The sequence below is a fragment of the Maritimibacter sp. DP1N21-5 genome (genome assembly GCF_019218295.1).
GTDB lineage: Bacteria > Pseudomonadota > Alphaproteobacteria > Rhodobacterales > Rhodobacteraceae > Maritimibacter.
The window spans coordinates 14,295-41,287 of record NZ_JAHUZF010000003.1 but is presented as its reverse complement, the minus strand read 5'-3'; the positions used below and the strand labels follow the sequence as shown (position 1 = coordinate 41,287).

Annotated in this window: 23 protein-coding genes; 17 read left to right on the top strand and 6 right to left on the bottom strand. The window is 64.4% G+C overall.

Annotation, left to right across the window (positions count from 1 at the left end; translation table 11 throughout):
• Positions 1-28: 28 nt before the first annotated feature.
• From KJP29_RS01910 to KJP29_RS01895, 4 genes are read left to right on the top strand one after another with little or no spacing between them, the layout of a single operon-like run.
• Entirely contained in the window at positions 29-541 is a 513-nt protein-coding gene (locus KJP29_RS01910) for a thermonuclease family protein (RefSeq protein WP_218461859.1), read from the top strand.
• The gene (locus tag KJP29_RS01905; protein WP_218461858.1) at positions 538-1,287 is read left to right on the top strand and encodes a MotA/TolQ/ExbB proton channel family protein; all 750 of its coding nucleotides are present in this window, start codon (positions 538-540) and stop codon (positions 1,285-1,287) included. The genes KJP29_RS01910 and KJP29_RS01905 overlap by 4 nt, the downstream gene beginning before the upstream one ends.
• Positions 1,288-1,290: 3 nt before the next feature.
• Entirely contained in the window at positions 1,291-1,950 is a 660-nt protein-coding gene (locus KJP29_RS01900; protein WP_218461857.1) for a hypothetical protein, read from the top strand.
• Positions 1,947-2,525: a hypothetical protein gene (locus KJP29_RS01895; protein ID WP_218461856.1), complete on the top strand. Its 579-nt coding sequence runs from the start codon at positions 1,947-1,949 to the stop codon at positions 2,523-2,525. The genes KJP29_RS01900 and KJP29_RS01895 overlap by 4 nt, the downstream gene beginning before the upstream one ends.
• On the opposite strand, the gene KJP29_RS01890 is transcribed toward KJP29_RS01895, so the two are convergent.
• Genes KJP29_RS01890 through KJP29_RS01875 form a run of 4 tightly spaced genes read right to left on the bottom strand, consistent with a single transcriptional unit; the run spans position 2,522 to position 5,727 of the window.
• A complete protein-coding gene (locus KJP29_RS01890; RefSeq protein WP_218461855.1) occupies positions 2,522-3,250 on the bottom strand; it encodes an ATP-binding cassette domain-containing protein in 729 nt (242 codons plus the stop codon). The two genes, KJP29_RS01895 and KJP29_RS01890, sit on opposite strands and share 4 nt — an antisense overlap.
• Positions 3,247-3,957, bottom strand: a complete 711-nt coding sequence (locus tag KJP29_RS01885) for an ABC transporter ATP-binding protein (RefSeq protein ID WP_218461854.1) — start codon at positions 3,955-3,957, stop codon at positions 3,247-3,249. The genes KJP29_RS01890 and KJP29_RS01885 overlap by 4 nt, the downstream gene beginning before the upstream one ends.
• Positions 3,930-4,709 (bottom strand): ABC transporter permease, encoded by a 780-nt coding sequence (locus KJP29_RS01880; protein WP_218461853.1) that lies wholly within the window; start codon positions 4,707-4,709, stop codon positions 3,930-3,932. Before KJP29_RS01880 ends, KJP29_RS01885 begins: the two co-directional genes overlap by 28 nt.
• Positions 4,710-4,719: 10 nt before the next feature.
• Positions 4,720-5,727 carry an ABC transporter substrate-binding protein gene (locus KJP29_RS01875; protein WP_218461852.1) on the bottom strand — a complete coding sequence of 336 codons (1,008 nt, stop codon included), beginning with the start codon at positions 5,725-5,727 and terminating at the stop codon, positions 4,720-4,722.
• Between the two features lie 154 nt (positions 5,728-5,881).
• Between KJP29_RS01875 and KJP29_RS01870 the strand changes: the two genes are divergently transcribed.
• Genes KJP29_RS01870 through KJP29_RS01855 form a run of 4 tightly spaced genes read left to right on the top strand, consistent with a single transcriptional unit; the run spans position 5,882 to position 9,222 of the window.
• The gene (locus tag KJP29_RS01870) at positions 5,882-6,304 is read left to right on the top strand and encodes a hypothetical protein (protein ID WP_218461851.1); all 423 of its coding nucleotides are present in this window, start codon (positions 5,882-5,884) and stop codon (positions 6,302-6,304) included.
• Entirely contained in the window at positions 6,304-7,269 is a 966-nt protein-coding gene (locus tag KJP29_RS01865) for a PQQ-dependent catabolism-associated beta-propeller protein (protein ID WP_218461850.1), read from the top strand. Before KJP29_RS01870 ends, KJP29_RS01865 begins: the two co-directional genes overlap by 1 nt.
• Positions 7,266-8,414 carry a hypothetical protein gene (locus tag KJP29_RS01860; RefSeq protein WP_218461849.1) on the top strand — a complete coding sequence of 383 codons (1,149 nt, stop codon included), beginning with the start codon at positions 7,266-7,268 and terminating at the stop codon, positions 8,412-8,414. The genes KJP29_RS01865 and KJP29_RS01860 overlap by 4 nt, the downstream gene beginning before the upstream one ends.
• Positions 8,401-9,222, top strand: coding sequence for an ABC transporter permease (locus KJP29_RS01855; RefSeq protein ID WP_218461848.1), 822 nt, complete (start codon positions 8,401-8,403; stop codon positions 9,220-9,222). Before KJP29_RS01860 ends, KJP29_RS01855 begins: the two co-directional genes overlap by 14 nt.
• Here KJP29_RS01855 and KJP29_RS01850 read toward each other — a convergent pair.
• Both KJP29_RS01850 and KJP29_RS01845 read right to left on the bottom strand, forming a co-directional pair.
• Positions 9,209-10,015, bottom strand: a complete 807-nt coding sequence (locus KJP29_RS01850) for a hypothetical protein (RefSeq protein ID WP_218461847.1) — start codon at positions 10,013-10,015, stop codon at positions 9,209-9,211. The genes KJP29_RS01855 and KJP29_RS01850 overlap by 14 nt on opposite strands.
• 73 nt (positions 10,016-10,088) lie before the next feature.
• Positions 10,089-10,559 (bottom strand): Lrp/AsnC family transcriptional regulator, encoded by a 471-nt coding sequence (locus tag KJP29_RS01845; RefSeq protein ID WP_218461846.1) that lies wholly within the window; start codon positions 10,557-10,559, stop codon positions 10,089-10,091.
• 115 nt (positions 10,560-10,674) lie between these two features.
• Here KJP29_RS01845 and KJP29_RS01840 point away from each other — a divergent pair, with 115 nt between their 5' ends.
• The 9 genes from KJP29_RS01840 to glgX all read left to right on the top strand — a co-directional run bounded on the left by KJP29_RS01840 (position 10,675) and on the right by glgX (position 26,972).
• The gene (locus KJP29_RS01840) at positions 10,675-14,100 is read left to right on the top strand and encodes an indolepyruvate ferredoxin oxidoreductase family protein (protein WP_218461845.1); all 3,426 of its coding nucleotides are present in this window, start codon (positions 10,675-10,677) and stop codon (positions 14,098-14,100) included.
• A gap of 61 nt (positions 14,101-14,161) precedes the next feature.
• The gene (locus KJP29_RS01835; protein WP_218461844.1) at positions 14,162-14,446 is read left to right on the top strand and encodes a DUF2218 domain-containing protein; all 285 of its coding nucleotides are present in this window, start codon (positions 14,162-14,164) and stop codon (positions 14,444-14,446) included.
• Between the two features lie 99 nt (positions 14,447-14,545).
• Positions 14,546-15,841 carry a flavin-dependent oxidoreductase gene (locus KJP29_RS01830; RefSeq protein WP_218461843.1) on the top strand — a complete coding sequence of 432 codons (1,296 nt, stop codon included), beginning with the start codon at positions 14,546-14,548 and terminating at the stop codon, positions 15,839-15,841.
• 128 nt (positions 15,842-15,969) lie between these two features.
• Complete coding sequence (locus tag KJP29_RS01825) at positions 15,970-17,559, top strand: alpha-amylase family glycosyl hydrolase (RefSeq protein WP_218462340.1); 1,590 nt, start codon at positions 15,970-15,972, stop codon at positions 17,557-17,559.
• Between the two features lie 21 nt (positions 17,560-17,580).
• A complete protein-coding gene (locus KJP29_RS01820; protein WP_218461842.1) occupies positions 17,581-20,037 on the top strand; it encodes a glycogen/starch/alpha-glucan phosphorylase in 2,457 nt (818 codons plus the stop codon).
• 60 nt (positions 20,038-20,097) lie between these two features.
• Entirely contained in the window at positions 20,098-22,344 is a 2,247-nt protein-coding gene (gene glgB, locus KJP29_RS01815) for a 1,4-alpha-glucan branching protein GlgB (protein WP_370630755.1), read from the top strand.
• Complete coding sequence (glgC, locus tag KJP29_RS01810; protein WP_218461841.1) at positions 22,341-23,621, top strand: glucose-1-phosphate adenylyltransferase; 1,281 nt, start codon at positions 22,341-22,343, stop codon at positions 23,619-23,621. Before glgB ends, glgC begins: the two co-directional genes overlap by 4 nt.
• A 7-nt stretch (positions 23,622-23,628) precedes the next feature.
• A complete protein-coding gene (glgA, locus tag KJP29_RS01805) occupies positions 23,629-25,068 on the top strand; it encodes a glycogen synthase GlgA (protein ID WP_218461840.1) in 1,440 nt (479 codons plus the stop codon).
• Positions 25,065-26,972: a glycogen debranching protein GlgX gene (gene glgX, locus KJP29_RS01800; protein WP_218461839.1), complete on the top strand. Its 1,908-nt coding sequence runs from the start codon at positions 25,065-25,067 to the stop codon at positions 26,970-26,972. The genes glgA and glgX overlap by 4 nt, the downstream gene beginning before the upstream one ends.
• The last annotated feature ends 21 nt before the right edge of the window (positions 26,973-26,993 follow it).

The window sequence follows — 26,993 nt, the reverse complement described above, 5'->3', positions numbered from 1 at the left end:
CTCCTCCGATATGCGGAAAGGATAGGACATGATCCCCGTCAAATCCAGTATTTTATCTATTTTTATCATTGGCTTATCAGGTTTCTGGACGCTCGCGGGCGACAGTGATGTCGTGTCCGGCGAGGCCGAGATCCTCGATGCCGACGTGATCAAGATCGGGCCGCAACGCGTGATCCTCTGGGGTGTCGACGCGCCCGAGCGCAACCAGTCCTGCTACAAGGAGGGCGAGCGCTGGGGCTGTGCGGATGCCTCCAAGCGGACGCTCGAACTGCTCGCTGGGCGGGGCGAGGTCACCTGTTACCTGACCGGCGATCCCGACCCCTTCGGCCGGCGCTTCGGGGTCTGCGAAAGCGGCGGCGACGCGATCAACGAGCTGATGGTGCGCCGGGGCATGGCGCTCGCCTTCGTCGAGCAGTCCACCGATTACGTCGACGCCCAAATGGACGCGATCACCGATCAGGTCGGTCTTTGGGAAGTCGGCGTCGAATTTGAAGAGCCGTGGAAGTTCCGCCTGCAAAACACACCCGGAGGTTTCCGTTGAGCGACCAGAGCCTGAACGACCGTTCCCCGCTTGCCGCCCGCATCGTGGGCAACCGCGCCTACGACGACATGTTCCGCTGGGTGCTCCTGATGGCACTGATCTGTCTGGGCGCGGTGATCCTGTGGGATTACGGCTACCTGAACTATCTCATCGACAACGACACCTCGGGGATTTCGACGCTCATCATCGCGGTCTTCGGGGTGGGCAGTCTTTATTGCCTGTGGTTCCTGTTCGACCTCTCTGGGGAGATGTCCGCCCTCGCCCGGGTCATGCGCGGGCTCGAGGACGGCGGGGTGCCCGACATGGACAGCGCGATTGCCCGCCTGTCCCAAAGCCGCCGGGTGGCGCGGGTGGTGGGCGACCTGACGACCATGCAACGCACCTCGGCCGGATCACCGGAAACCGTGTTGCAGGCCTTTGCCTCGGAACTGCGCGGTCCGGTGCGGCTGGGGGTCTTCATCTCCGACACGCTCTACAAGCTCGGGCTTCTGGGCACCGTGATCGGCTTTATCTTGATGCTGGTTTCGATGCGCGACCTTGGCGAGTTCGACGTGGAAACCATGCGCGCGGCGCTGCAAAGCATGACCGGCGGCATGGCCGTCGCGCTTTTGACCACGATCACGGGTCTGTCCGCCGGGGTGCTTCTTCGCATGCAGTTCAACGTCCTGGACAGCCTTGCGCTTCGGATCACGCAGACGCTCGTCCGGTTCTCCGAGGTCGTTCTGCCGGCCGTGACGAAGGGCTAATCGATGTTCGAGGACATCCGGGACGGCGAATATGACGCCTTCACCGACCTGCTGTTCAACGCGCTGGTGGGCTTTGCCTTCATGTTCTTCATCGCCTTCGCGATGATCAATCCGGTCGCGGAGGAAGGCAAGATCGACACCGAGGTCGAGATCCTGATCACGGTGCGCTGGCCCGACGCCCATGAGGACGACATCGACGTCTATGTCGAGGACCCGGTGGGCAATATCGTCTGGTATCACGAACGCGAGGCGGGGCTCATGCATCTGGACCGCGACGACCGAGGCCAGTTCAAGGACGTTCTGATCGTGAACGGCGCTGAGGTCGAGAATCCTCTCAACCAGGAAACCGTCTCGGTCCGGGGGCTCATGAACGGCGAATATGTGATCAACGTCGTGCATTTCATCGCCACCTCGACCGAGCCGGTGCCGGTGAGCGTGAAGGTCGAGAAGATGAACCCCTCGGTGCGCGTCGTCTACTATGGCGAGACCGACCTGACCGGCACCGGCGAGGAAGTCACCGTCGCGCGGTTCACTTTGGCCGATGACGAAATCGAGGACCTGAACAACCGACCGAAATCGCTGGTGGCCCTGACCCGGCAGACCACGACGAACACGCCGGGCGGCGACATGATGACCGGATCGGGCGAGGTCGTGCGGCAATGACACAGACCATTCTGACATTGACGGTCGCCTATGCGCTGGTGGCGGTGATCGTCGTTCTCGTCGTACTGAATTCCAGGTTTCCGCTCGTCCTCAAGGCCGGGCTGACCGTAGCGATCGCGGCGCTGATGTTCCTGACCTATCAGGGCATCGGGCGGCTGCGGGGGCTGCCGTCCGACACCGCCCCGCCAGAGCGGTTCCGGCTCTACTGGGCACAGATCGAGGAGCCCGACAAGCTGACCGGCGACCCCGGGGCAATCTTTCTTTGGCTGGGCGAACTGGACGAGGACTACTATCCCGTCGGCCAGCCGCGTGCGCACCGGCTTCCTTATTCCGATGAACTGGCCGCATTGGTCCTTGAAGCGCAGGGCAAGGTGGCCAAGGGCGAGGACATCTCGGGCGAGGTCGCCGAAGAAGAAGGCGAGGAAGACCCGGCCGAGGACATTGCGGACGATGCAACCGAGGAAACCGAACAGGGCAACAACGCCCGGATCGGAACGCGGGTCGTGAACTTCGACTTCGGGGGGCTCCGGTTCGACCAGACACCGGCACCCGTCACCCCGGACAAGGATAACTAGGCGGTGAGCCGCGAGTAGGCATCCACCAGGTCACCGCCGCCGCTGTCGGCGATCAAGGTCGCCGGCGATCCGGTCGCCACGACCTTGCCCTTCACCAGCATGATGACGTCGTCCGCGCCTTCGACCTCGTCCACCAGATGCGTCGCCCAGAGCACGGCGACCGAATTGTTGGCGGCGAGACGCCGGATATCCTCGACCAGAGCGCGCCGCGAGGGCGTGTCGAGACCCGCCGAGGGTTCGTCCATGATGATGAGGTCCGGATCGTTGATCAGGGCGCGGGCGATTTCCACCTTGCGCTGCTGGCCACCTGACAGGTTGCGCACCGGACGCTTCAACAGGTCTTCGAGTCCGAACTGCATGGCGAGCGCGTCGATCCGGTCGTCAAGCACCCGTCCACCCAGCCCGAAGAGCCGCCCATGAAACCGAAGGTTCGCGCGGATCGACATGTCGAGATCGACGGAGCGCGCCTGAAAGACCACACCCATACGGCGGCGAATGTCCGACCCGGCATCGCGGTGCGTCATGCCAAAGACCTCGACCGCGCCGGAATCGGGCGCGAAGAGGCCGGCGATGATCTGGAACAACGTCGACTTGCCGGCCCCGTTCGGACCGAGCAGCCCGACGAACCGCCCCGGCGCAATCGACAGGGACACACCGTCGAGTGCGGTCACGCTGCCGTAGCGTTTCACGACGTCCTGCATTTCGAGAACAAGTTCGCCGGTCATTCTTCCCCCACCATCCGTGCCGCTTCCTCGCGCACCCATGTTTCGTCGCGAAGATCGCGGGCCACGTCCAGACGTCGGTCCTCCACCACTTCCATCGGGCGACCATCCAGCACCACGATCCGATCCGCAAGCCGGGCGGCATCCTCGGGGTCATGCGACACCAGAATGACAGTGGGCTGATAGGCCCGGATCACCCGGGCGATAAGAGCGGAAAGATCGCGGGCCAGTTTCCGGTCAATCGAGACGAAAGGCTCGTCGAGGATCAGAAGACCAGGCTTCACGGCGAGCGCACGGGCCAGCGACACGCGGCGTTGCATGCCGCCTGAGAGCTCGCCGGGCAGCGCGTCCTCGTATCCGCCGAGCCCCATTTCGCCCAGCAACTTGTGCGCCTCCTTTTCGGTAAGGCTGTCGGAGACGAGTGTCAGGTTCTGCGTCGACGTCGCCCAGGGCAAGAGGCGCGGGTCCTGGAACACGAAGCCGGGGACGGGAGCCTCGGCGGCCGGCTTGCCACCGATGCGCAGCATCCCCTCGTAATCCGTATCGAGACCCGCGATCATCCGCAGGATGGTCGACTTTCCGACACCGGACGGGCCGACGATGGCAACCACCTCGCCCTCGCGCACGAAAAGATGCAGGCCATCCATCAGGAGATCCCCGCCGAACGCCTTGCGCTCGATGTCTAGACAGACCGAAACGCCGGACGCCATCCGAGGACCCTTTGTTCCAGCGGTCGCATGACCGCGTATTCGATGAAGAAAACGACCGCCATGAAGCTCGTCGTATAGGCGAGGATTGCCGCGATATCGAAGCTTTGAAAGAAGATACCGATGCGAAACCCGACCCCGCCGTCGGAGCCAAGCACCTCGAACACCAGAACGATTTTCCAGATGAGCGACAAACCGGTGCGCGCGGCGGTGAGGACATAGGGCATGAGTTGCGGGATCACGATGCGCCGCACCTGTCGCCGGAAGGGCACGCGGTAGACGCGGGCCAGCTCGGTGAATCCGTGGTCGAGGTTTCGGACCCCTTCACGCATGGTGACGGTAACGAGGGGGGTCTTGTTGATCACGACGGCGAGGATCAGCGCCGTCTCGGTCAGGCCCAGCCAGATGTAGCAGGTGATCGCGACGACGATGGCCGGGACATTGAGCCCGATCAGGACCCAGCTTCCGAAGAGCCGGTCGAAGACCCTGAAGCGCCCGGTCAACCCGCCCAGCACGATGCCCAGCGCCATGGCGATGAAGAAGGCCGCCGCCGCCCGGCCTAGCGTCTTGGCGACATCGGGCAAGAGACGGCGCTCCGTCGCCAGATGGATGATCTCGCGGAACACCTCGACCGGCGTCGGGAAAAGCCGGTGGTCGACGACAAGCGCCGCCACCTCCCAGACCACGATGAGAAGCGGGAGGGACAGCCATTCAAGCCGTCCCACCGCCGATGGTGGACCGCGTCTGGCCTTCATGGACGCGCGGTCAGGAGGTGGTGTAGCCGGACCAGAACGTCCCTTCCGGCATGGTCATCGCATCTCCCACAAGATCGGGTCCGCCAACTTCGGCCATGATGGCATAGGCAGCCCCGGCGGCGTCTATCACACCCGGCGTGTAGTCGGTCAGGATGCCGGCCCGGTAATCTTCCCGCAGTTGCAGGAAAAGCGCGTCGTCCTCGGCGTTCATGAGCGGACGGATGTCGTCCCAGACCGAGTCGCGCTGGAGAAGGAGCCGTTTCGCCTCGAAGCTCGCATCGAGATAGCCCTTGATGGCCTCGGGTTTCTCGGCGGCAACGCTTTCCCGGAACACCCAGCCCAGAAGCGGCGGCTGTTCGGCGATGCCGAGCCCGGTCATCATCTCGGAGACCGAGATCAGCTCTTTCATCCCGGCGGCTTTCGTGCGCGCGTTGAAATGCCAGAAGTTGAGGGCGGCATCGGCCTTGTCCTCAAGCAGCAGCTCGTTGACCAGCGGCGGCGCCCCAAAGCGCGCGTCGACCTGTGCTTCGAGGTCCTCGCCCGTTTCCTTCTTGTAGTAAGCCCGGAGGGCGACCCAGCTCTTGTCCACCGGCCCCCCCGCGATGGCGATGGTCTTGCCCGGCAGGTCGGTCAGGGTCTGGATCGGCCCGTCGGGGCGAACGATCAGCCCGCCGACCGCATAGCTGTGCGGAACGACGGTGAAATCCTCGCCCGTGGCGCGCACGCCCGCGACCCAGATATAGTCCGACAGCACGATATCCACGTCACCAGACATGAGCGCCACATGGCTCGCGTCCTTGCCCGAGACATCCTTCGTCTCCAACTCGACCCCGTGCTTTTCGTCGAGCTTCATGTCCTTGATGACGGCCAGTTCCCATTGCGCCGTGCCCGTGGCCAGCGCCCCGACTTTCACGGGTGCACGCTTGACGGTCGGCGGGCTGAAAGCGCGGGCCGGAGCGCCCAGCGCGGTGCCGATGAGGCCGCCCCCGAGAAGCGCCGAAAATTCGCGTCTTTTCATGATCTTGTCCTCCCTCGCGGTATGTCCGCTTTCTTTGGTCCCCAACAGGCTACCACCCGGTCAGACCGCGATTTGCAATCTCCCAAATTGCGAAAACCTATTTGGCAGAACGCCTTCGCGGTCCCTAATCTGGCAAAAACAGGGAGGAATTTGAATGAAGACTTTCGTGCGTGGCATCGCTGCCGCAGTCATCGCTTTTGCGCCCATGATGGCGGCCGCCGAAGGCAACATCGCATCGGACGCCACCCGACTTCCCGACATGATGATCGACAGCGCGGCGCTCACATTCTCGGAAACGCAGTTCGAGCTCGAGACCGGCAAATATTACCGCTGGCGCATCGTGCATGACGGGGGCGAGGAGTTCCTGATCATGGCGCCGGACCTGTTTCGCAACTCCTGGATCAACCAGGTGATCATCGAGGATCTCGAGGTCGCGCCGTTGGGCCTGCATTCGGTCGAGTTCGATGACGAGGGAACCATCGACATCTGGTTCGTGCCGATCCGGCCGGGCGACTACGACTTCTACGTGCCGGGATACGAGGAACGGGGCCTCAAAGGCACCTTCGTGGTGCGCTGATGAAACAGTTCCTTTTGGCGGCGGCCCTGGCCGCCCTTCCCCTCTCGGCGACGGCAAAGGACACGGGGCTCATCTTCGTGTCCAACGAGAAAAGCCATGATGTCTGGGTCTATGACCAGGACTTCAACGTGGTGAAAAAGATTGAGACCTCGCGTCGACCGCGCGACATGAAGATGAACGCGGCGCAGACGCTGCTCTATGTAGCATGCGGCGACGATGACGTGATCGACGTGATAGACATCGAAACGCTGGAGGTGGTGGACCAGATCCCAACCGGCCCCTCGCCCGAGGTCTTCGCCTTTTCGCCGGACGAAAGCGTCGTCTATGTCTCGAACGAAGAGGACTCCATGCTCGAGGTGATCGACATGGAAAGCCGGATCGCGATCCACGATGTGCCGACCGGGGCCGAGCCGGAGGGCGTGATCGGGACCGAAGATGGCAGCACGGTCTACGTGACCTCGGAAGTGGCCGACATGGTGCATGTGGTGGACGCGGGACAAGGCGTCGTGACCGACAACATCATCGTGGGCACGCGGCCACGCAGGTTCGTCCTGACGCCCGACACCAACGAGCTTTGGGTGAGCGCCGAGCTGTCGTCGGAGATCTATGTGATCGACCGCGACACGAATGAGATCAAGGAGGTACTCGAATTCCTGCCGCCTGGTTTCCGGCCCGAGGATGTGACCCCGGTCGGGATGGCCATTACCGAAGACGGCTCGCGCGGCATCATCAGCCTTGGCCGCGCCAATCATATCGCGGTGATCGACGCGCATACGAAAGAGGTCATCGAATATGTCCTCGTCGGCAGCCGGGCCTGGTCCGTCGCCCTGACGGGTGATGAAAAGGTGGCGGTGGTGTCGAACGGGCTATCCGACGACATCACGCTGGTCGATATGGAGACGCTGCGCCCGATCCGCTCGATTCCCACGGGCCGTGTGCCCCATACCGTAGTGATCGACGATTGATCCGGCTCTTCGCTCTTCTCGCGCTCGTCTCCTTGGCCCTGCCCGCGAGGGCCGAGGACATCACCATCGGTTACATCGCGCTGGAAAACGACCCGCGCTATGACGAAACCTTCGCCTATGCCCGGATCGCCCTTCGCCCACAGGGAGACACCTTCGAGGGGGTAAAGCTCGCCGTCGAGGACATGAAGATCCTGACCGACGCGCGGGGGCTGACGGTGACGCTGGATGAAATGCGCGTGCGGCCCGAAACCGTCGCCGGCGCGGGTGAACGTATGGTGGCGGCGGGGATCGAATACATCGTCGCCGATCTGCCGGCCCCTTCCGTCGCGGCTCTGGCCGAGGCCGTGAACGGTGCGGCGACGATCTTGAACACCACCGCGCCCGAGGACAGCCTGCGCCGCACCTGTTATCCCGGCCTGCTCCATACGGCAGCGTCGGACCGGATGATCTCGGACGCGTTGATCCAGCACCTCGTCCGGCAGGAATGGACAAGGGTTCTGCTGCTCCATGGCAAGACCGAGCGCGATGTCGCCCGCGCAGCGAGCTTTGCGGAGGCAGCCGAACGGATGCGGGTCAACGTGGTCGAGACGCGAGAGTTCGACCTCTCCACCAATCCGGCGCTCCGAGAAGAGAACAACATCATGCTGCTCACGGGCGGCATCCGGGACTACGACGTGATCGTGATCGCGGACGATTACGGCGAATACTCCCGCTACGTCCCGTTCCAGACCGCCCTGCCCCGGCCCGTGGTGGGCGCGACGGGCCTTGTGCCTGCCGAGTGGCACTGGGCGCTCGAACGCTACGGCGCACCGCAGGTGAATTCGCGGTTCGAGTCCGTGACCGGGCGTCGCATGGGCTGGCAGGACTGGTCCACCTGGGTCGCCGCCCGCGCGGTCCTGACCGCCTTTGCCAAGTCCCGCGAGCCGGGGGCCGAGGGCGATTTCCTACGGTCGGACCGGCTCCGGCTGGACGGTTCGAAAGGCGTCCCGATGACATTCCGGCCCTGGAACGGTCAGCTAAGGATGCCCATCCTTCTCGCCACGCACAATGCCATCGTCGATATTGCGCCCATCGAGGGCTTCATGCACCAGTTGAACACGTTGGACACGCTGGGACAGGACGAGGCCGAATTTGCCTGCGACTAGGGACGCTTCACCACGCTACCTCTTGGGGCTTTACGCCGTTACCGAGCGGGAAATCCTGAAGTTCATTCGCCAGCGGGAGCGGCTTCTCTCGGCCATCGTGCGCCCGTCGTTGTGGCTTTTCATCTTTGCGACCGGGCTTCACAACCTCCTCGGCATCTCGATCATCGAGCCTTACGAGACCTACACGCCCTATCAGGAATACATCCTGCCGGGCCTCTGCGGGATCATCGTGCTCTTCCAGTGCATGCAGTCGGCTCTGTCGATGGTCTACGACCGCGAGGCGGGCGTGATGCGCGTGATGCTCGTCTCGCCGCTGCCGAGGACCTTCCTCCTGTTCGCGAAGATCCTCGGCGCGACCATTCTCGCGGCGTTCCAGATCTATGTGTTCCTCGCCTTGGCGGCGGTCTTCGGGTTCTGGATGACGCTGCCCGGGATGGTCTACATCCTGCCGGCGATCTTTCTGTCGGGTATGATGCTTGGGTCGATCGGCCTCGTCATCACGGTCTACGCCAAGCAGATCGAGAACTTCGCAGGCATGATGAACTTCGTGATCTTCCCGATGTTTTTCATGTCCACCGCGCTCTATCCGCTGTGGAAACTGCGCGAAAGCGGGGCGGAAGTGCTCTACTGGCTCGCCGTCTGCAACCCCTTCACACATGCGATCGAGTTGATCCGCTATGCGGCTTACGGGAAATTCGCGTGGATTTCGGCGCTGGTTGTGCTGGGCGTGGCGGGAATCGCCTTTACGCTGGCGGCCTGGGGTTATGATCCCACGCGCGGGGCGATCGGCAAGATCAAGCGCGGCTGACCCGACGGCCCCGTATCGCCCCGGCGATCAGGAGAGCGAGCGTGGCGAGGGCCGCGACACAAACCGCCGAGAGCACCGCCGCGACGATCCAACGTGCCCATGGCCGCACCTGAAGCTCGGCCCCGTTCCAGCCGGTTGACGGACGATAAACATGCATCTCACCGCGCAGCGCGCCAAGCGCACCCAGACCAAAGCTGTCTTCCTGCGCCAGCAATGCGTCGGGGGTCGAAGTGAACCAGACGGCAATCTCTGCCGCCTCGCCCGGGTCGAGCGTATCCAGCGCCACGGACATGAGGCCGTTCTCGTGGGCGCGCACCTCGAGCGGCTCGCCACTCCGCTCCGCCCGCGCGATCTCCGGCATGACAAGTGCCACGGTGTTCAGCACGTCCTCGCCACGGTTGGTGACCCGCACCCGCCCGAAGGCGTGGTAGTCGCCAAAGGCGATGACGGTCCCAAGCCCTTCCATCTCGTCGAGCATCCGGCGCACCACGCCGGCGTTGACCAGACGCGGAATGGCCCGGTCGCGCAGAAGCTCGTTCCCGTTTTCACCCAGAAGGATGTTGAGCGCGAGATCCGCCTCCGACCGCTTCTGCATTCGCGCCACCAGCTCGTCGGAGATGACCAGCGGGTCGATGACGTAATCGGCGGGCACCGCGATGTCATTGAGCACGATCTGCCCGGTCAGTGGCACACCCCGGAGCGCATCCCAACGCCCGGTGAGGACGGTCAGAACGGCAAGGCAGGTCGCCGCGATGGCGAGGCTGACGAGGGAGAAGAATATCGTGCGGGTCATCGGGGTCTCCTGTTCGGAAAACCCTAGCATGGCCAAGGGCGCAACGATCAATAGCGCGCATTGGAGGCGGCAATCAAAGAAGGACGTTGGCCGCCCGTTTCACGTCGCGCAGAACCACGTTGGTCTGGGCCGCGCGCACCGCAGGCTGGCGGAAGAGGAAGTCTTCCAGAAACCGGTTGTAGGCCGCGATGTCGGCGACCACCACGCGCATGGTGTAATCTGCCTGCCCGGTCGTGGCCCAGCATTCCTGCACTTCGGGCCGCGCTTCCACCGCGTGGATGAAGGAGGCCACATTCTCGGGGTCGTGGCGCACCATTTCCACATGGGTCAGTGCCTGGAAGCCTAAACCGATGCGCTCCGGGTCGATGACGGCGGCGTAGCGGCGGATGACGCCCGCCTCCTCCAGCGCCTTGACCCGGCGCCAGCAGGCGGAAACCGACATACCCGCGATCTCGGCCAGATCGGCGTTCGAGATACGGCTGTCGCGCTGCAGGGCGCGGATCAGCACGCGGTCGCGGTCGTCCAGCGCAATCTGGTCTGGCATTTCACTTTTCCGTTCACATGCGGATTGGCATTTCAACACTCTACCGCACCCTGCGAAATCTGGGAAGGGAATCCGCCTGTCTCCGGGTATCATCGTGACAACAGGAGGACCCGCCATGCTGCATGCACCAGCCACCCATCCCGATTACAGGCTCACCGACCGCTACGACCTGACCGAGGGCCGCGTGTTCCTGACCGGGACACAGGCGCTGGTCCGGATCATGTTCGATCAGGCGCGGCGCGACCGGGAGGCAGGGTTGAAGACCGCGGGCTTCGTGTCGGGTTATCGTGGCTCGCCGCTCGGCGGTCTCGACCTTGAGATGTGGCGTGTGACGAAACGGCTGAAGGACAAGAACATCACCTTCATGCCCGCGGTGAACGAAGACCTTGGCGCGACGGCCGTTCTGGGCAGCCAGCAGGCCACGCTCGACCCGGATTGCGAGGTCGAGGGTGTGTTCTCCATGTGGTATGGCAAGGGCCCGGGGGTGGACCGGTCGGGCGATGCGCTCCGGCATGGGAACGCCTATGGCACCGATCCCAAGGGCGGCGTTCTGGTCGTTGCGGGCGACGATCACGGCTGCGTCTCGTCCTCCATGCCGCACCAGTCGGACGCGGTCTTCCTCGCCTGGTTCGTGCCGGTGCTCAATCCGGCGGATGTCGAGGAATATCTGACCTACGGCGAATACGGTCTGGCGCTGTCGCGCTATTCCTCGACCTGGGTCGGGTTCAAGGCGATTTCCGAGACGGTGGAATCGGGCCGTTCGGTGCGGCTCCATCCCGACCGAACCTTCGTCTATCCCGAGATCGACCTGCCCCCCGGCGGCATCCACATTCGCGGCAACGATGGACCGTCGCCCGAGATTGAAACTCGCATAACCCACAAGCTGCGGGCGGTGGAGAAGTTCGTCGAAGCCAATCCCATCGACCGGGCGACCTACAACCTGCCCGACGCGCCCTTTGGCATCGTCACCACAGGCAAGGGGCATCTGGACACGCTGGAGGCGCTGCGCCTTCTGGGGCTGGACGAGGCGAAATGCCGGGCGCTGGGGATCGACATCTACAAGGTCGGGATGGTCTGGCCGCTGGCCCGGCGCGATGCGTTGAATTTCGTCTCCGGCAAGAAAGAGGTGCTGGTGATCGAGGAAAAGCGCGGCATCATCGAGAGCCAGTTGAAGGAATTCTTCTACGACTGGCCCGGCGCGAAACCCGAAAAGATGGTCGGCAAGCATGACGCGCAGGCGACGCGCGATCTGGTCCCATGGACGGGCGAGTTGTCGCCGCGCGCGCTGATCCCGATCCTTGCCGAACGGCTCGACCCGTTCTTTCCCGGTGAGGACCTGATCGCCAAGGCGCGCGCGCTCACTGAAACCCCGGTGCCCATACTCAACACCCCCGGCGCGACGCGCACGCCCTATTTCTGCTCTGGCTGTCCGCATAACTCGTCGACCGTGGTGCCGGAAGGGTCCACGGCCGGTGCTGGGATCGGCTGTCACGTGATGGCAAGCTGGATGGACCGGGACACCGCAGGTTTCGCCCAGATGGGCGGCGAGGGCGTGCCCTGGTCGGTCCGCCAGAAGTGGAACGGCGGCAAGCACCAGTTCCAGAACCTCGGCGAAGGGACCTGGTATCACTCCGGCAGTCTCGCCATCCGGCAGGCGGTCGCCGCCAAGGCCAACATCACCTACAAGGTGCTCTACAACGACGCCGTCGCGATGACCGGCGGCCAGCCCGTCGACGGTCCGGTCAGCGTACAGGGCATCGCCCAGAACGCGCGGGCCGAGGGAGTGGAGCGGATCGCTTTGGTCTCCGACAACATCGGCAAATTCTCCAAGAGCGATTTCCCGGCCGGCACCAGCCTTCATGACCGGGACGCAATGGACAGCCTTCAACGCGAGCTGCGCGAGGTGAAGGGCGTGTCGATGCTGATCTACGAACAGACCTGCGCGACCGAGAAACGGCGGCGGCGCAAGCGTGGCAAGATGGAAGACCCGAAGCGCTTCGCCTACATCAACCCCCTCGTCTGCGAGGGTTGCGGGGATTGCTCGGTGGAATCGAACTGTCTCTCGGTGGAACCACGCGAGACGAAGTTCGGACGCAAGCGGAAGATCAACCTCTCGACCTGCAACAAGGACTTCTCCTGTCTCGACGGGTTCTGCCCCTCCTTTGTCACGGTCGAAGGCGGCGAACGGCGAAAGCGCGAGGAAACCTCCGTCGACCTCGATGCGCTCGTCGCGAAGGTGCCCGCACCGGAGTTGCCGAGCCTTGCCGAACCCTTCGACCTGCTCGTCACCGGCGTTGGTGGCACCGGCGTCGTGACGGTCGGTGCGCTCATCACAATGGGCGCGCACGTGCAGGGGCTGGGGTCCTCGGTGCTCGACTTCACCGGCTTCGCGCAGAAGTTCGGGACGGTGTTGTCCTACATCCGCCTTGGCCAAGATCCCGACGCGATCCATCAGGTGCGTATTGATCAGGGCCATGCGGATGCGGTCATCGGCTGCGACGTGGTGGTCAGCTCCGCGCCGAAGGCGAGCCAGCATTACCGGGCGGGAACCAAAATGGTGCTGAACCTTGCCGAAATGCCCACGGGCGACATCGTGCTGCGGCGGGATGCCGACCTCATGGTCAAGGTCCGCGAGGCGTCGATTGCCAAGACCGTTGGCGCGGATAACCTCCTGTCTCTGGACGCCAACACGATTTCCGAGACGCTGCTGGGCGATCAGGTCTTCGCCAATACGATCATGCTCGGCATGGCGTGGCAGAAAGGTCTGGTGCCGGTGGAGCTTTGGGCGCTGGACCGGGCGATCGAGCTGAACGGCGTCGCGATCGAGGGCAACAAGAGGGCCTTCGCCATCGGACGGATCATGGCCGAAACGCCGGACGCGCTCACGCCAATTCTGGGGAGCATGGAGCCGGAGGTGCAGACCCTCGATCAGATGATCGACGAACGGGCGGCCTTCCTCGTCGGCTATCAGAACGAAAGATACGCCCAGCGCTACCGCGACGCGGTTGCGGGATTCCGGTCCCGGCTTGCGCCGGGGTTGCCAGAGGACGTAATCGCCGAGGCTGCGAAGTCGCTCTTCAAGCTCATGGCCTACAAGGACGAATACGAGGTCGCGCGGCTCCACACCCAGATGGGGTTCGAGGATGAGCTGAAGGAAAAGTTCACCGGCGACTACAAGGTGCACTACCATATGGCCCCGCCCATGCTGCCGCTCGGCAGGGACGAACGCGGGCGTCCGAACAAGGTGCAACTCGGCGCGTGGATGCGCCCGGTCATGGGCGGTCTTGCCCGGTTCAAAGGCCTGCGCGGCACCCCGCTCGACATCTTTGGCTATAGCCATGAGCGCCGGATGAACCGCGGGATGATCGGCTGGTATGAGGGCGTCATGGCGCAGGTCGCCGCGAAAGTGACGCCGGAGAACGTGGCGGACGTCTTGAAAATCCTCAAGGCCCCTCAGGAGATGCGCGGTTACGGTCCGGTCTGGGAACAGGCGGTCGCGGTCGAGAAACCCAAGGCCGACGCGGCCTTGGCGGCGCTCTGACTTGCTATTCGCCGGCGGCCTCCATACCCTGACAAAAATGATAGGATTTCAGGAGGCCGTCATGGCGAAAGTCGAAGCGCTCTGGGAAACGCCGAAGGCGAGCCAGTATCTGCAACAACTGTGCAAGCATTTCGCGCATAAGATCGAGGTGAGCTTCACGCCCGAAGAGGGGCGGATCGACTTTCCCTTCGGTCCGGTGAACTTGAGGGCGAGCGACGCCGGGCTTTGGATCGAGGTGAACGCCGAGGACGCCGAGGGATTGGAGCGCGGCAAGGACGTGGTCGACCGTCATCTGGAGCGCTTCGCCTTCCGGGACGAATTCAAGCACATGCCCTGGGCGGCGTGAGGTCCTGATCGCCACATGCGGCGCTGCGGCGTGGGCAGGTGGTTGCCAAGACGAACGGATTGGGTGAAGAACCTCCGACCTAACTGGACGGGGGACTACATGCCCAAACCTCTCGTGATGATCTCCGGCGGCGGGATCGGCGGATTGGCCACGGCGCTGACGCTGCACCAGATCGGCGTGCCGGTCGTGGTGTTCGAACAGGTGCGCGAACTGAAGCCGCTGGGCGTGGGGATCAACCTGCAACCCAACGCGGTGCGCGAACTCTATGACCTCGGGATCGGCGCGGATGCTCTCGACCAGGTCGGCGTGCCGGCCAAGGAATGGGCGCTGGTCGGGCTGAACGGCAACGACATCTATTCCGAGCCGCGCGGCGAACATGCGGGCTACAACTGGCCGCAATATGCCGTGCATCGGGGCAAATTCCACATGCTACTGGCCGATACGTTCGTCGAGCGCGCAGGCGCAGAAGCGCTGCGGCTTGGCCAGAAGGTCGTGGGCTACACGAACAACCCCAACGGCACGGTGACGGCCAAGATCGCCCATTCGGACGGATCCACGAGCGAGGAAACCGGCACGCTCCTCATCGGTGCGGACGGCATCCACTCCGAGGTGCGCGCGCAGATGCACCCGGACCAGCCGCCGATCCATTGGGGCGGCGCGGTCATGTGGCGGGGCACCACGTTGGCCAAGCCCATTCGCACCGGGTCGAGCTTTGTCGGTCTTGGCACGCATAAGCACCGGATGGTGATCTATCCCATCAGCCACCCGGACGAGAACGGGCTGGCCCAGATCAACTGGATCGCGGAAGTGACCTATGACGATCCCTCCGCGCATGCGAACACCGGCTGGTTCCGGCAGGTGGACCTGGCAGATTTCGCGCACCACTTCGACGGTTTCACTTATGACTGGCTCGATGTGCCGGAGATGCTCCGGCACTCGGAAGTCGCCTATGAAAACCCCATGATCGACCGGGACCCGGTGGCGACGTGGCAGGACGGCGCGGTGGCGCTGATGGGCGATGCGGCCCATGCTATGTATCCGACGGGCTCGAACGGCGCGTCGCAGGCCATCGTGGACGCGCGCGTCCTTGGCGCGATGATGGTGGAGCACGGGGTGAACCCGAAGGCACTCGCCGCCTATGACGCGAAGATGTGCGGTCCGATTTCCGAGGTCATCCTGCGCAACCGGGGCGCCGGGCCCTTCGGGCTTCTGAACCTGGTGGACGACCGCTGCGGTGGAGAATTCGACAACATCGACGACGTGATCCCACCCGCCGAGCGCGAGGAATTCATGAAGCGCTATCAGACGGCCGCTGGTTTTGCCAAGGACACGCTCAACCGCGCGGCGCAGACGATCCCGGCGGGCGCGAGGGCCGCGCTTCTCGAACAGGTCTGACATCAGAGCGGGACCCGCGCGCCTCGGTTTCCGCAAGTCATAGTGCCCGTCATTGTGCAGGTGCAGAAAGTCTCTGGTCAAACGCGCGGGACGCTCCTAGCCTGTCTTGAAACAGCGCGATGACGGACATGACCGACCCGAACTGGTGGCGCGGCAGCGTGACCTATCAGATCTATCCCCGCTCGTTCCAGGATTCGAATGGCGACGGCATCGGCGACCTGCCCGGGATCACCGAAAGGCTGGGCTATATCGCTGACCTTGGCGTCGATGCGATCTGGCTGTCGCCGATCTATCCCTCTCCGATGAAGGACATGGGTTATGACGTGTCCGATTACATGGACATCGACCCGATCTTCGGCACCTTGAGCGACTTCGACCGGATGGTGGACCGGGCGCATGAGCTTGGCCTCAAGGTCATCATGGATCAGGTGTTGTCCCATTCCTCCGACCAGCACCCGTTCTTTAAGGAAAGCCGCCAGTCACGCGACAACGACAAGGCGGACTGGTATGTCTGGGCCGACCCCAAGCCCGACGGGATGCCGCCCAACAACTGGCAGGGCATCTTTGGTGGTCTCGCCTGGACATGGGAACACCGGCGGCGGCAGTATTATTTCCACAACTTCCTGACCGAGCAGCCGGATTTCAACTTCCATAATCCGGAGGTGCAGGACTACGCGCTCTCTGGGATGAAGTTCTGGCTCGAGCGCGGTGTCGACGGGTTCCGCATGGACACCGTCAATTACTACTTCCACGACAGGCTCCTGCGAAACGACGCCGCCGATTTTCGGCCCGCGTCGCGCCACGCCCAGCGCACCTATGACATGCAGTACCACTTGTTTTCCAAGAACCAGCCGGAAAACCTCGGGTTTCTGGAGAGGATGCGCGCGCTTCTGGACAGCTACGACGCCCGCGCGATGGTGGGCGAGGTGGGCGACAGTCACCACTCCATCGAGCTCATGGGACAGTATACAAGCGCCCATCGACTTCACATGGCCTATTCCTTTGAACTCCTCGGCCCACCCTTCAGTGCCGAGTTCTATCGCTCGCGTCTGACCCAATTCTTCCAAGGCGCGCCGCACGGCTGGCCTTGTTGGGCCTTTTCCAACCACGACGTGCCGCGCCATGTGACGCGCTGGATGGACCACGCCAAGGACCCCGAGGCGCTCGCGAAACTGACCTGCGCGCTGCTTCTCTCCTTCGAGGGGTCTATCGTGCTCTACCAAGGCGAGGAGCTTGGCCAGACTGACACCGACCTCACCTATGACGAGCTGACCGATCCGCAGGGGCTCAACTTCTGGCCCGAGGACAAGGGGCGCGATGGCTGCCGTACGCCAATGGCCTGGGACGCCGAGGCACCGAACGGCGGGTTCACGAGCGCAGAGCGCCCGTGGCTGCCCGTTAAAGAGGCACAGCTTGCCCGCGCGGTGTCCACCCAAGAGCACGAGGGGTCCGTTCTGGACTTCTACAAACGGATGCTCACGCTTCGCAGGGCCGAGGTCGCGCTGCGGAACGGGCGGATGGCGTTCCTGCCGACCCACGAGCCGATCCTCGCGCATATCCGCGACGACGAGGTGTTCTGTGCCTTCAACCTATCCCCCGGCGAGGTCGAGATGCCTCTTGATCGCACCCTCGACCCGCTTCTGTCCGAGGCCTGCGAGATGCAGGACGGACGGCTGCATTTCGGCCCCAACGGCTTTATCATCGCCCGGCTTGCCTAAGCCTTCTGGAGTGTTCTCAGCATGACGCCTCTCGACAACCTGCCGACCCCCGCCAAGAAAAGCGACCCCAAGGCGCTGGCGGTCGAGATCATCGAACGGCTGAAGCACGGCACCGGCAAAGACCCCAAGGCCGCGAAACAGCACGACTGGCTTCAGGCGGTGATCCTGGTCGTGCGCGACCGGCTGGTCGATCACTGGATCAACTGGAAGGACGAGAGCCGGGACGCGAAGCGGGTCTATTACCTGTCGCTCGAATTCCTCATCGGGCGGCTGATGCGCGACGCGATCACCAATCTTGGCCTTGACGGGCAGATCAATCAGGCGCTGGCCAACATCGGTGTCGATTTCGACATCCTGCGCGAGTTGGAGCCGGACGCGGCGCTGGGGAACGGCGGGCTGGGGCGGCTAGCGGCCTGTTTCATGGAGTCAATGGCGAGCGTGGGCATCCCCGCCTATGGCTATGGCATCCGTTACCAGCACGGGCTTTTCCGGCAGGAAATTCGCGACGGCTGGCAGGTCGAGCTTCCCGAGATGTGGCTGTCGCACGGCAATCCGTGGGAATTCGAACGCCGCGAAAGCGCCTACGAGATCGGCTTTGGCGGCACGGTCGAGCCGCGCGGGCATGACAAGACCGGGGTGCCCACGTTCCGCTGGAAGCCGTCCGAGCGGATGACGGCGGCAGCCTATGACACCCCCGTGGTCGGCTGGAAAGGCGAGCATGTGAACAGCCTGCGGCTGTGGTCCGCGCAGCCTATCGACCCCATCCTCCTCGCCCGGTTCAACGCGGGCGATTACGTGGGCGCGCTGGAGGAAAGCAACCGGGCCGAGACGCTGACGCAGGTGCTTTACCCGCAGGACAGCCATATCGCCGGGCAGGAATTGCGGCTCCGGCAGGAGTTCTTTTTCTCCTCCGCGTCGCTTCAGGACATCCTGCGCCGCCACGGGCAGTTGTTCCACACCTTTGACAACCTGCCCGAGAAGGTCGCGATCCAGTTGAATGACACGCACCCGGCGATTGCCGTGGCCGAGATGATGCGGCTTCTGATCGACAACGAGGGCTACGACTTTGCCCGCGCGTGGGAGCTGACCACCGGCACCTTTGCCTATACCAACCACACACTTCTGCCCGAGGCGCTGGAAAGCTGGCCGGTCGCGCTGATCGAGCGGCTGCTACCCCGGCATATGCAGATCATCTACCAGATCAACGCGATGGTGCTGAAGACCGCGCGCAGGGACGGGCTGGCGGACGAGGTCATCTCGCGCATTTCGCTAATCGACGAGGGCGGCGAGCGGCGGGTGCGCATGGGCAACCTCGCCTTCATGGGGTCTCATTCTGTGAACGGCGTCTCCGCGCTGCACTCGGACCTGATGAAGGAAACGGTCTTTGCCGACCTCAATTCCGTGTTCCCGGGCCGGATCAACAACAAGACGAACGGGATCACCCCGCGCCGCTGGCTGGCCCAATGCAACCCCGCGCTCCTTCGGCTGGTGCAGGGGGTCGTGGGGGACGTGGACCTCATGGCAAATACCGAGGCGCTGACCGGCATCACCAGCATGGCCGGAGACGCGGGCTTTCAAGCCGAGTTCGAGGCGATCAAGCGCCGGAACAAGGAGCAGCTTGCGCGGGTGATCCAGCAACGCATGGGGCTTCGCGTCGATCCCGGCGCGATTTTCGACATTCAGATCAAGCGGATACACGAATACAAGCGGCAGCTTCTCAACCTGATCGAAACCGTCACGGTCTATGACCAGATCCGGTCGCACCCGGAAAAAGACTGGGTGCCGCGGGTCAAGATCTTCGCGGGCAAGGCCGCACCCAGCTATCACAACGCCAAGCTCATCATCAAACTGGCCAATGACATCGCGCGGGTGGTGAACAACGATCCCATCGTTGGCGATTTGCTCAAGGTCGTTTTCCTGCCCAACTACAACGTGTCGCTGGCCGAGGTGCTGGTGCCCGCCGCCGACCTGTCCGAACAGATCTCCACCGCGGGGATGGAGGCGTCGGGGACCGGCAACATGAAGTTCGCCCTGAACGGGGCGGTGACCATCGGCACGCTCGATGGCGCGAACGTCGAGATCAAGGACCTGGTGGGCGACGACAACATCGTGATCTTCGGCCTCACCGCGCAGGAGGTCTCGGACCGCCGCGCCACTGGCCGCGATCCGGGCGAGATCATCGCGGCCTCGCCGGAACTGGCGCAGGCGCTGCGGGCAATCAAGGACGGTGCGTTTTCGGCGGACGATCCGACGCGCTACACCGATCTGATCGCGGGCATCGAAAGCCACGACTGGTTCATGGTCACGGATGATTTCGACAGTTTCACCGCCGCCCAGCGCCGGGTCGATGCGCTTTGGTCCGACCGGGCGACGTGGAACCGCATGGCGATCCTCAACACCGCCAACGTCGGCTGGTTTTCGTCCGACCGGACGATCCGGCAGTATGCGGCGGATATCTGGGACGTGCCGACGAGGTAGTGCTGCGCACTTGACCCCGCCCGCGCCCCGCGCGAGCGTGGGGGTGACGACGGGGGGAACGTGACCAGCGGACCGAAGACCACGACACAGCCTGCCGCCGGGGCGATCGACCCCGGCACGGTGGCGGCTATCGTCGAGGGGCGGCACGATGATCCCTATGCCGTGCTGGGCGTGCATCCGGGGGCCAAGGGGCTGATCGCGCGCGCGTTCCTGCCGGGGGCCGAGGCGGTCGAGGCGGTGCTGGACGGCAAGGTCGTCGGCACGCTCGCGCGGATCGACGCGCGGGGGCTTTTCGAGGGAAAGCTCACGATCAGGAAGCCGCGCCCAATCCGGCTACGGGTGAGGAACCTGCATCACGCATGGGAACAGGGCGACCCCTATTCCTTTGGCCCGGTGCTTGGCCCGATGGACGATTACTTCATCGGTCAGGGGCGGCACTTGCGGCTGTTCGACCGTCTCGGTGCGCATGTGATCGACCACGAGGGCGCGACAGGGGTGAATTTCGCCGTCTGGGCGCCCAGCGCCAGCCGCGTGTCGGTGGTCGGAGACTTCAACGGCTGGGACGGGCGGCGCAACGTCATGCGCTTTCGCCGCGACAGCGGCATCTGGGAGATGTTCATCCCCGATCTGCCGCCCGGCACGATCTACAAGTTCGAAATCCTCGACAAGGGCGGCCAGACCCTGCCGCTCAAGGCCGATCCTTTTGCCTTTCAGTCCGAGCTGCGCCCGGCCACCGGGTCGGTTGTCGCTCGGCCCTTCGCCCACGACTGGGGCGACGCCGCCCACCGCGACCACTGGTCCAAGACCAACGCCCGGCGCGAGGCGATGTCGATCTACGAGGTACATCCCGGCTCATGGCGGCAGGGCGCGGACGGCGATTTCCTGACGTGGGACGAGATGGCGGACCAGCTTATCCCCTATGTCACCGACATGGGCTTTACCCATATCGAGTTTCTGCCGGTGTCCGAGCACCCCTATGACCCGTCGTGGGGCTATCAGACCACCGGGCTTTACGCCCCCTCCGCCCGTTTCGGCGACCCGGAGGGTCTCGCCCGGTTCATCGACGGGGCGCATCGGGCGGGCGTCGGCGTGCTGCTCGACTGGGTGCCCGGGCATTTCCCGACGGATGCGCATGGGCTCGCCATGTTCGACGGCACCGCGCTTTATGAACATGCCGATCCGCGCAAGGGGTTTCACCCGGACTGGAACACCGCGATCTACAACTTCGGGCGCACCGAGGTCCGCGAGTTCCTGATCAACAACGCGCTTTTCTGGGCCGAACGTTATCACGTCGACGGCCTGCGCGTGGACGCGGTCGCGTCGATGCTTTACCTCGACTATTCCCGCAAAGACGGCGAGTGGATCCCCAACGAGACAGGCGGGCGCGAGAACCTTGAGGCGATCACCTTCTTGCAGGACGTGAATCGCGAGATCTACGGCGCCCACGCGGGCGTCATGACCATGGCCGAGGATTCCACCGCCTGGCCCGGTGTGTCCATGCCGGTGCATGAAGGCGGGCTTGGCTTTGGGTTCAAATGGAACATGGGCTTCATGAACGATACGCTCACGTATCTTGCTCGCGAGGCGGTGCATCGCAAGTTCCACCATCACGAGATGACCTTCGGCACGTCCTATCTGTTTTCCGAAAACTACGTGCTGCCGCTGTCCCATGACGAGGTCGTGCATGGAAAAGGCACGCTGCTGACCAAGATGTCGGGCGACGACTGGCAGAAGTTCGCGACCCTGCGCGCCTACTACGCCTTCATGTGGGGCTATCCCGGCAAGAAGCTCCTCTTCATGGGGCAGGAGTTCGCCCAGCGGCGGGAATGGTCCGAGGCGCGCGCGCTTGACTGGGGTCTGACCGACGCGCCCGCGCATGGGGGCGTGCAACGCCTCGTGCGCGATCTGAACGGCGCCTACCGCGCCATGCCCGCGCTTCACGCCCGCGACTGCGAACCCGAGGGCTTCGGCTGGCTCCTGGCCGACGAGACCGAAACCTCGGTCTATGCCTGGGAGCGCCGCGCGCCCGGTGAACCGCCCGTGGTCGTCGTGTCGAACTTCACCCCGGTCCTGCGCGAAGGCTATTCTCTGCCGCTGCCGCAGGACGGCGACTGGGCCGAGGTGATGAACACCGATGCCGGGCTTTACGGCGGGTCCAATGCCGGGAACGGCGGGCGGGTCCGAGCCACCAATGGCCGCGCTCATATCACGCTGCCGCCGCTGGCAACGCTTTATCTGACCCTGGACACGGGGTCGGGCCAGATTACCCCGGACACGGGGTCGGGGAGGGAGGCCCCGGGTTCATGACGCAGGAGCGAAAAAGAATGACCGCGCCGCTCGCGCGGGACGCGATGGCCTATGTGCTCGCAGGCGGGCGCGGGTCGCGGCTCATGGAGCTGACCGACCGGCGGGCGAAACCGGCGGTCTATTTCGGCGGCAAGACGCGGATCATCGACTTTGCCCTGTCCAACGCGATCAACTCGGGCGTCCGGCGCATCGCAGTGGCGACGCAATACAAGGCACATTCCCTGATCCGGCACCTGCAACACGGCTGGAACTTTCTGCGTCCGGAACGGAACGAAAGTTTCGACATCCTCCCGGCCTCGCAGCGTGTATCCGAGACGCAGTGGTATGAGGGCACCGCCGACGCCGTTTACCAGAACATCGACATCATCGAAGGCCACGCGCCGGAATACATCATCATTCTGGCGGGCGATCATATCTACAAGATGGACTACGAGCTCATGCTCCAGCAGCATGTGAACGAAGGGGCCGATGTCACCGTCGCCTGTCTCGAAGTCCCGCGCGAGGATGCCAAGGGATTTGGCGTCATGCATGTGGACGGCAAGGACCGGATCGTGGATTTCGTCGAGAAACCGGCCGATCCGCCCGCGATGCCGGGCAACCCTGACGTCTCGCTCGCCTCGATGGGCATCTACGTCTTTCACACGAAAAAACTGATCGCGCTGTTGCAGGAGGATGCCGCCGACCCGAATTCCTCGCGCGACTTCGGCAAGGACATCATCCCGAAGCTGGTCGCGGGCGGCAAGGCGGTGGCGCATCGGTTCACGACCTCCTGCGTGCGCGAGACGCCGGACAAGCCCGCCTACTGGCGCGATGTGGGGACGGTCGATGCCTATTGGCAGGCCAACATCGACCTGACCGAGGTGATCCCGGAACTGGACCTCTACGACCGGAGCTGGCCGATCTGGACCTATGCCGAGATCAAGCCGCCCGCGAAGTTCGTCCACAACGAGGACGGGCGGCGGGGCGAGGCGATATCCTCGCTCGTGTCGGGCGATTGCATCATCTCGGGGTCGTCGGTTCACCGCTCGCTTCTGTTCACGGGCGTCCTCTGCCGCTCCTATTCCCAGGTCGATCAATCGGTGCTGCTGCCCGACGTGGTGGTCGGAAGGCATGCGCGGCTCACGAAAGTGGTGCTCGACCGCGGCGTGAAGATTCCCGCCGGGCTCGTCGTGGGCGAAGACCCCGAGCTTGACGCGCAGCGGTTTCGCCGCAGCGCGGGCGGCGTCTGCCTGATCACCCAGTCCATGCTCGACAAGGCCGGGCTGGTCTACGAATGAGGTGCCGATGAAAGTCCTCTCCGTCGCGTCCGAGATCTATCCGCTCGTCAAGACCGGGGGGCTGGCCGATGTGACGGGCGCCCTGCCCGGTGCCGTCGCACCACTGGGGGTCGAGACACGCACCGTCGTGCCGGGCTATCCGGCCATCATGGCGCAGGTCGGCAAAGGCAAGGTCCTCGCCAAGCTGCCGGACGTTCTGGGTCATTCGGTCAAGCTGCTCGGGGCCAAGGTCGCGGGTCTCGACCTCATTGTCGTGCAGGTGCCGGGGCTCTTCGAGCGTGAAGGCGGACCCTATGCGGGGCTCGACGGCATCGACTTCGGCGACAACTGGAAACGCTTTGCCGTGCTGTCCAAGGCCGCCGCGCTGATCGCGACGGGGGCGCTCAAGGGCTATCGACCGGATGTCGTGCATGTCCATGACTGGCAGGCGGCGATGGTCCCCTGTTATCTGGCCTATGGCGACGCACCACCGCCGCCGAGCGTCATCACGGTGCACAACATCGCCTTCCAGGGCCAGTTCGCCGCCCATGTGTTCGGTGAGCTTGACCTGCCTGCAACCGCTTGGGCCGACGGGGTCGAATATTACGGCGGCGTCGGGTTTCTCAAGGCGGGCCTTCGCGCCGCGCAGGCGATCACGACGGTGTCGCCCACCTATGCACGCGAAATCAGGACAGGCGAGTTCGGGATGGGTCTGGAGGGCCTGATCAATGGGCGGTCCGACGTGGTGTCGGGGATCGTGAACGGGATCGACGTCGACGTCTGGGACCCGGCGAAGGACGCGCGGCTGGTTGCGAATTTCTCGGCCCGGGCGCTGAAGGCGCGGGGCGGGAATAGGAAAGCTGTGCTGAAGACCTTCGGCCTTGCTCCCACCAAAGGCCCGGTCATCGCCATCGTCAGCCGTCTGACCTGGCAGAAGGGCATGGACCTGCTGGCCGAGGCGATGGACGGCATCGTCGCCGCCGGGGCGAGCCTTGCCGTGCTGGGCGCGGGGGATCGCGATCTGGAGCACGCCTTTGCCGAGGCCGCCGCGCGCCATCCGGGCCGGGTCGCGGTGCACATCGGATATGACGAACCGCTCGCGCATCTCATGCAGGGCGGCTGCGACGCGATCCTCATTCCGTCGCGGTTCGAGCCCTGCGGTCTGACGCAGCTCTACGGCCTGCGCTATGGCTGCGTGCCCATCGTGGCGCGGACCGGCGGCCTGGCCGATACGGTGATCGACGCGAACATGGCGGCGCGGGCGGCCGGTGTCGGCACGGGGTTCCACATCGGGCGGCTGACCGCGGAGCGGATCGTGGACGCGGTGACGCTCGCTTGCGAGGTCTATGCCGATACGCCCGAATGGACCCGGATGATGAAGAACGGCATGGCGACCGACGTGTCATGGGACGCGAGCGCAAAGGGCTATGTCGCGCTCTACCGGCGCCTTTTGGAGCAGGCCGCGTGAGGGCCTTCGGTGCCGTGCCCCACGCGCGCGGCACCCAGTTCACCGTCTTCGCGCCCGAGGCGAGCGCCGTGACGCTCTGCCTCTTCGACGGCGAGAGCGAGCGTCGGGAACCGATGGAACGGCAGGAGGGGGGGCAGTGGTCGCGCGACGTGCCGGGGATCGGGGTCGGACAGGCCTATGGCTACCGGGCCGATGGCACCTTCGACCCCCAGAACGGGCTGTGGTTCGATCCGGCGAAGCTCTTGGTGGACCCCTTCGCGACGCGGATCGACCGGCGGTTCGCATTTGATCCACGACTGGCGTTGCCACGGGAGGAGGCGGTCGACACCGCGCCGCTCATGCCGAAGGCACTGGTCGATGCGGTGGCACCGCGCACCGCGCCACCGCGCGTGTTCCAGCCCGGAGGGTTGATCTATGAGGCCAATGTCCGGGCGCTGACCATGCTGCACCCCGCTGTGCCGGAAGAGATACGCGGCACCCTCGCCGCCATCGCGCACCCGGCGGTGGTGGAGCATCTGACCTCGCTCGGCGTCACCGCGATCGAGCTCCTGCCGATCACGGCCTGGATCGACGAACGCCACCTCGGGGCATTGGGCCTGACCAACGCGTGGGGCTACAACCCGGTCACGATGATGGCACTCGATCCGCGCCTGGCGCCGGGCGGGTTCGTCGATCTGCGGCACCTGACCGACACGCTCCGCGAGGCCGGGATCGGCGTGATCCTCGACGTCGTCTTCAACCACACGGGCGAAAGCGACGCACTGGGGCCGACCCTGTCGCTTCGGGGTCTCGCCAATCGGGAAAGCTATCGCCACGCGCCGAACGGGGACCTGATCAACGACACCGGGACCGGAAACACGCTCGATTGCGCAAACCCCTTCGTGATCGAACTGGTTCTGAGCGCGCAGCGCCGCTTCGTTCTTGCGGGCGGGGTGGACGGCTTCCGTTTCGACCTCGCCCCGGTGCTGGGGCGGCTCGACGACGGGTTCTCGCCTGACGCGCAGCTTCTGGCCGCGATGCGGGAGGACCCGGTTCTGCGCGACCGCGTGCTGATCGCCGAGCCTTGGGACATCGGGCCGGGCGGCTATCAGCTCGGGAATTTTCCCCGCCCTTTTCTCGAATGGAACGACCGCTTTCGCGACACGCTTCGGCGCTTCGGGCGGGGCGATGGGGGGATGATCGGGGGGCTGACGACGGCGCTGGCCGGGTCGTCGGACATTTTCGCGGGCGAAAGCCGGAGCGTGAATTTCATTGCGGCGCATGACGGGTTCACGCTCACCGATCTGGTCTCCCATGAGACCCGGCACAATGAAGCGAACGGGGAAGACAACCGCGATGGCCATGGCGAGAATCTGTCGTGGAACAACGGTGTCGAGGGCGCCACGGAAGACGAGACCGTGATGGCCGCGCGACGGCGGGACAGCAAGTCGCTTCTGTCGCTGGTGATGCTGGCCAAGGGAACACCGATGATCACGGCCGGCGATGAAACGGGACGCAGCCAGCATGGCAACAACAATGCCTATTGCCAGGACGGGCCGGACTTCTGGCTCGACTGGGACAAGGCCGACGTCGAGCTTCTGGAGCATGCACGACGGCTCGGGCGGCTCCGGGCGCAAAGCTCCGCACTGCGCGATCAGGCGCTTTGGGAAGAGGGCGATGTCCAGTGGCTGAGCCCCGAAGGCGAGCCGATGGATGTGTCACGATGGGAAGACCCGGACACGCGGGCCATCGCGCTGGTGCTGCCGGGTGACGCGCTGGGACCGCTGGCCGTTCTGATCAACTTCGATCCCGTTCCCCGCGATTTCGTGCTGCCGGACGCGGAAGGCGGTGACTGGACACCGCTCATCGGTGGACAAAGCGTGCCGGCCAGAAGCGTCCATATCCTTCGGTCAGGTGGACATTGATGGTCGGAAAGGCGCCTGCTC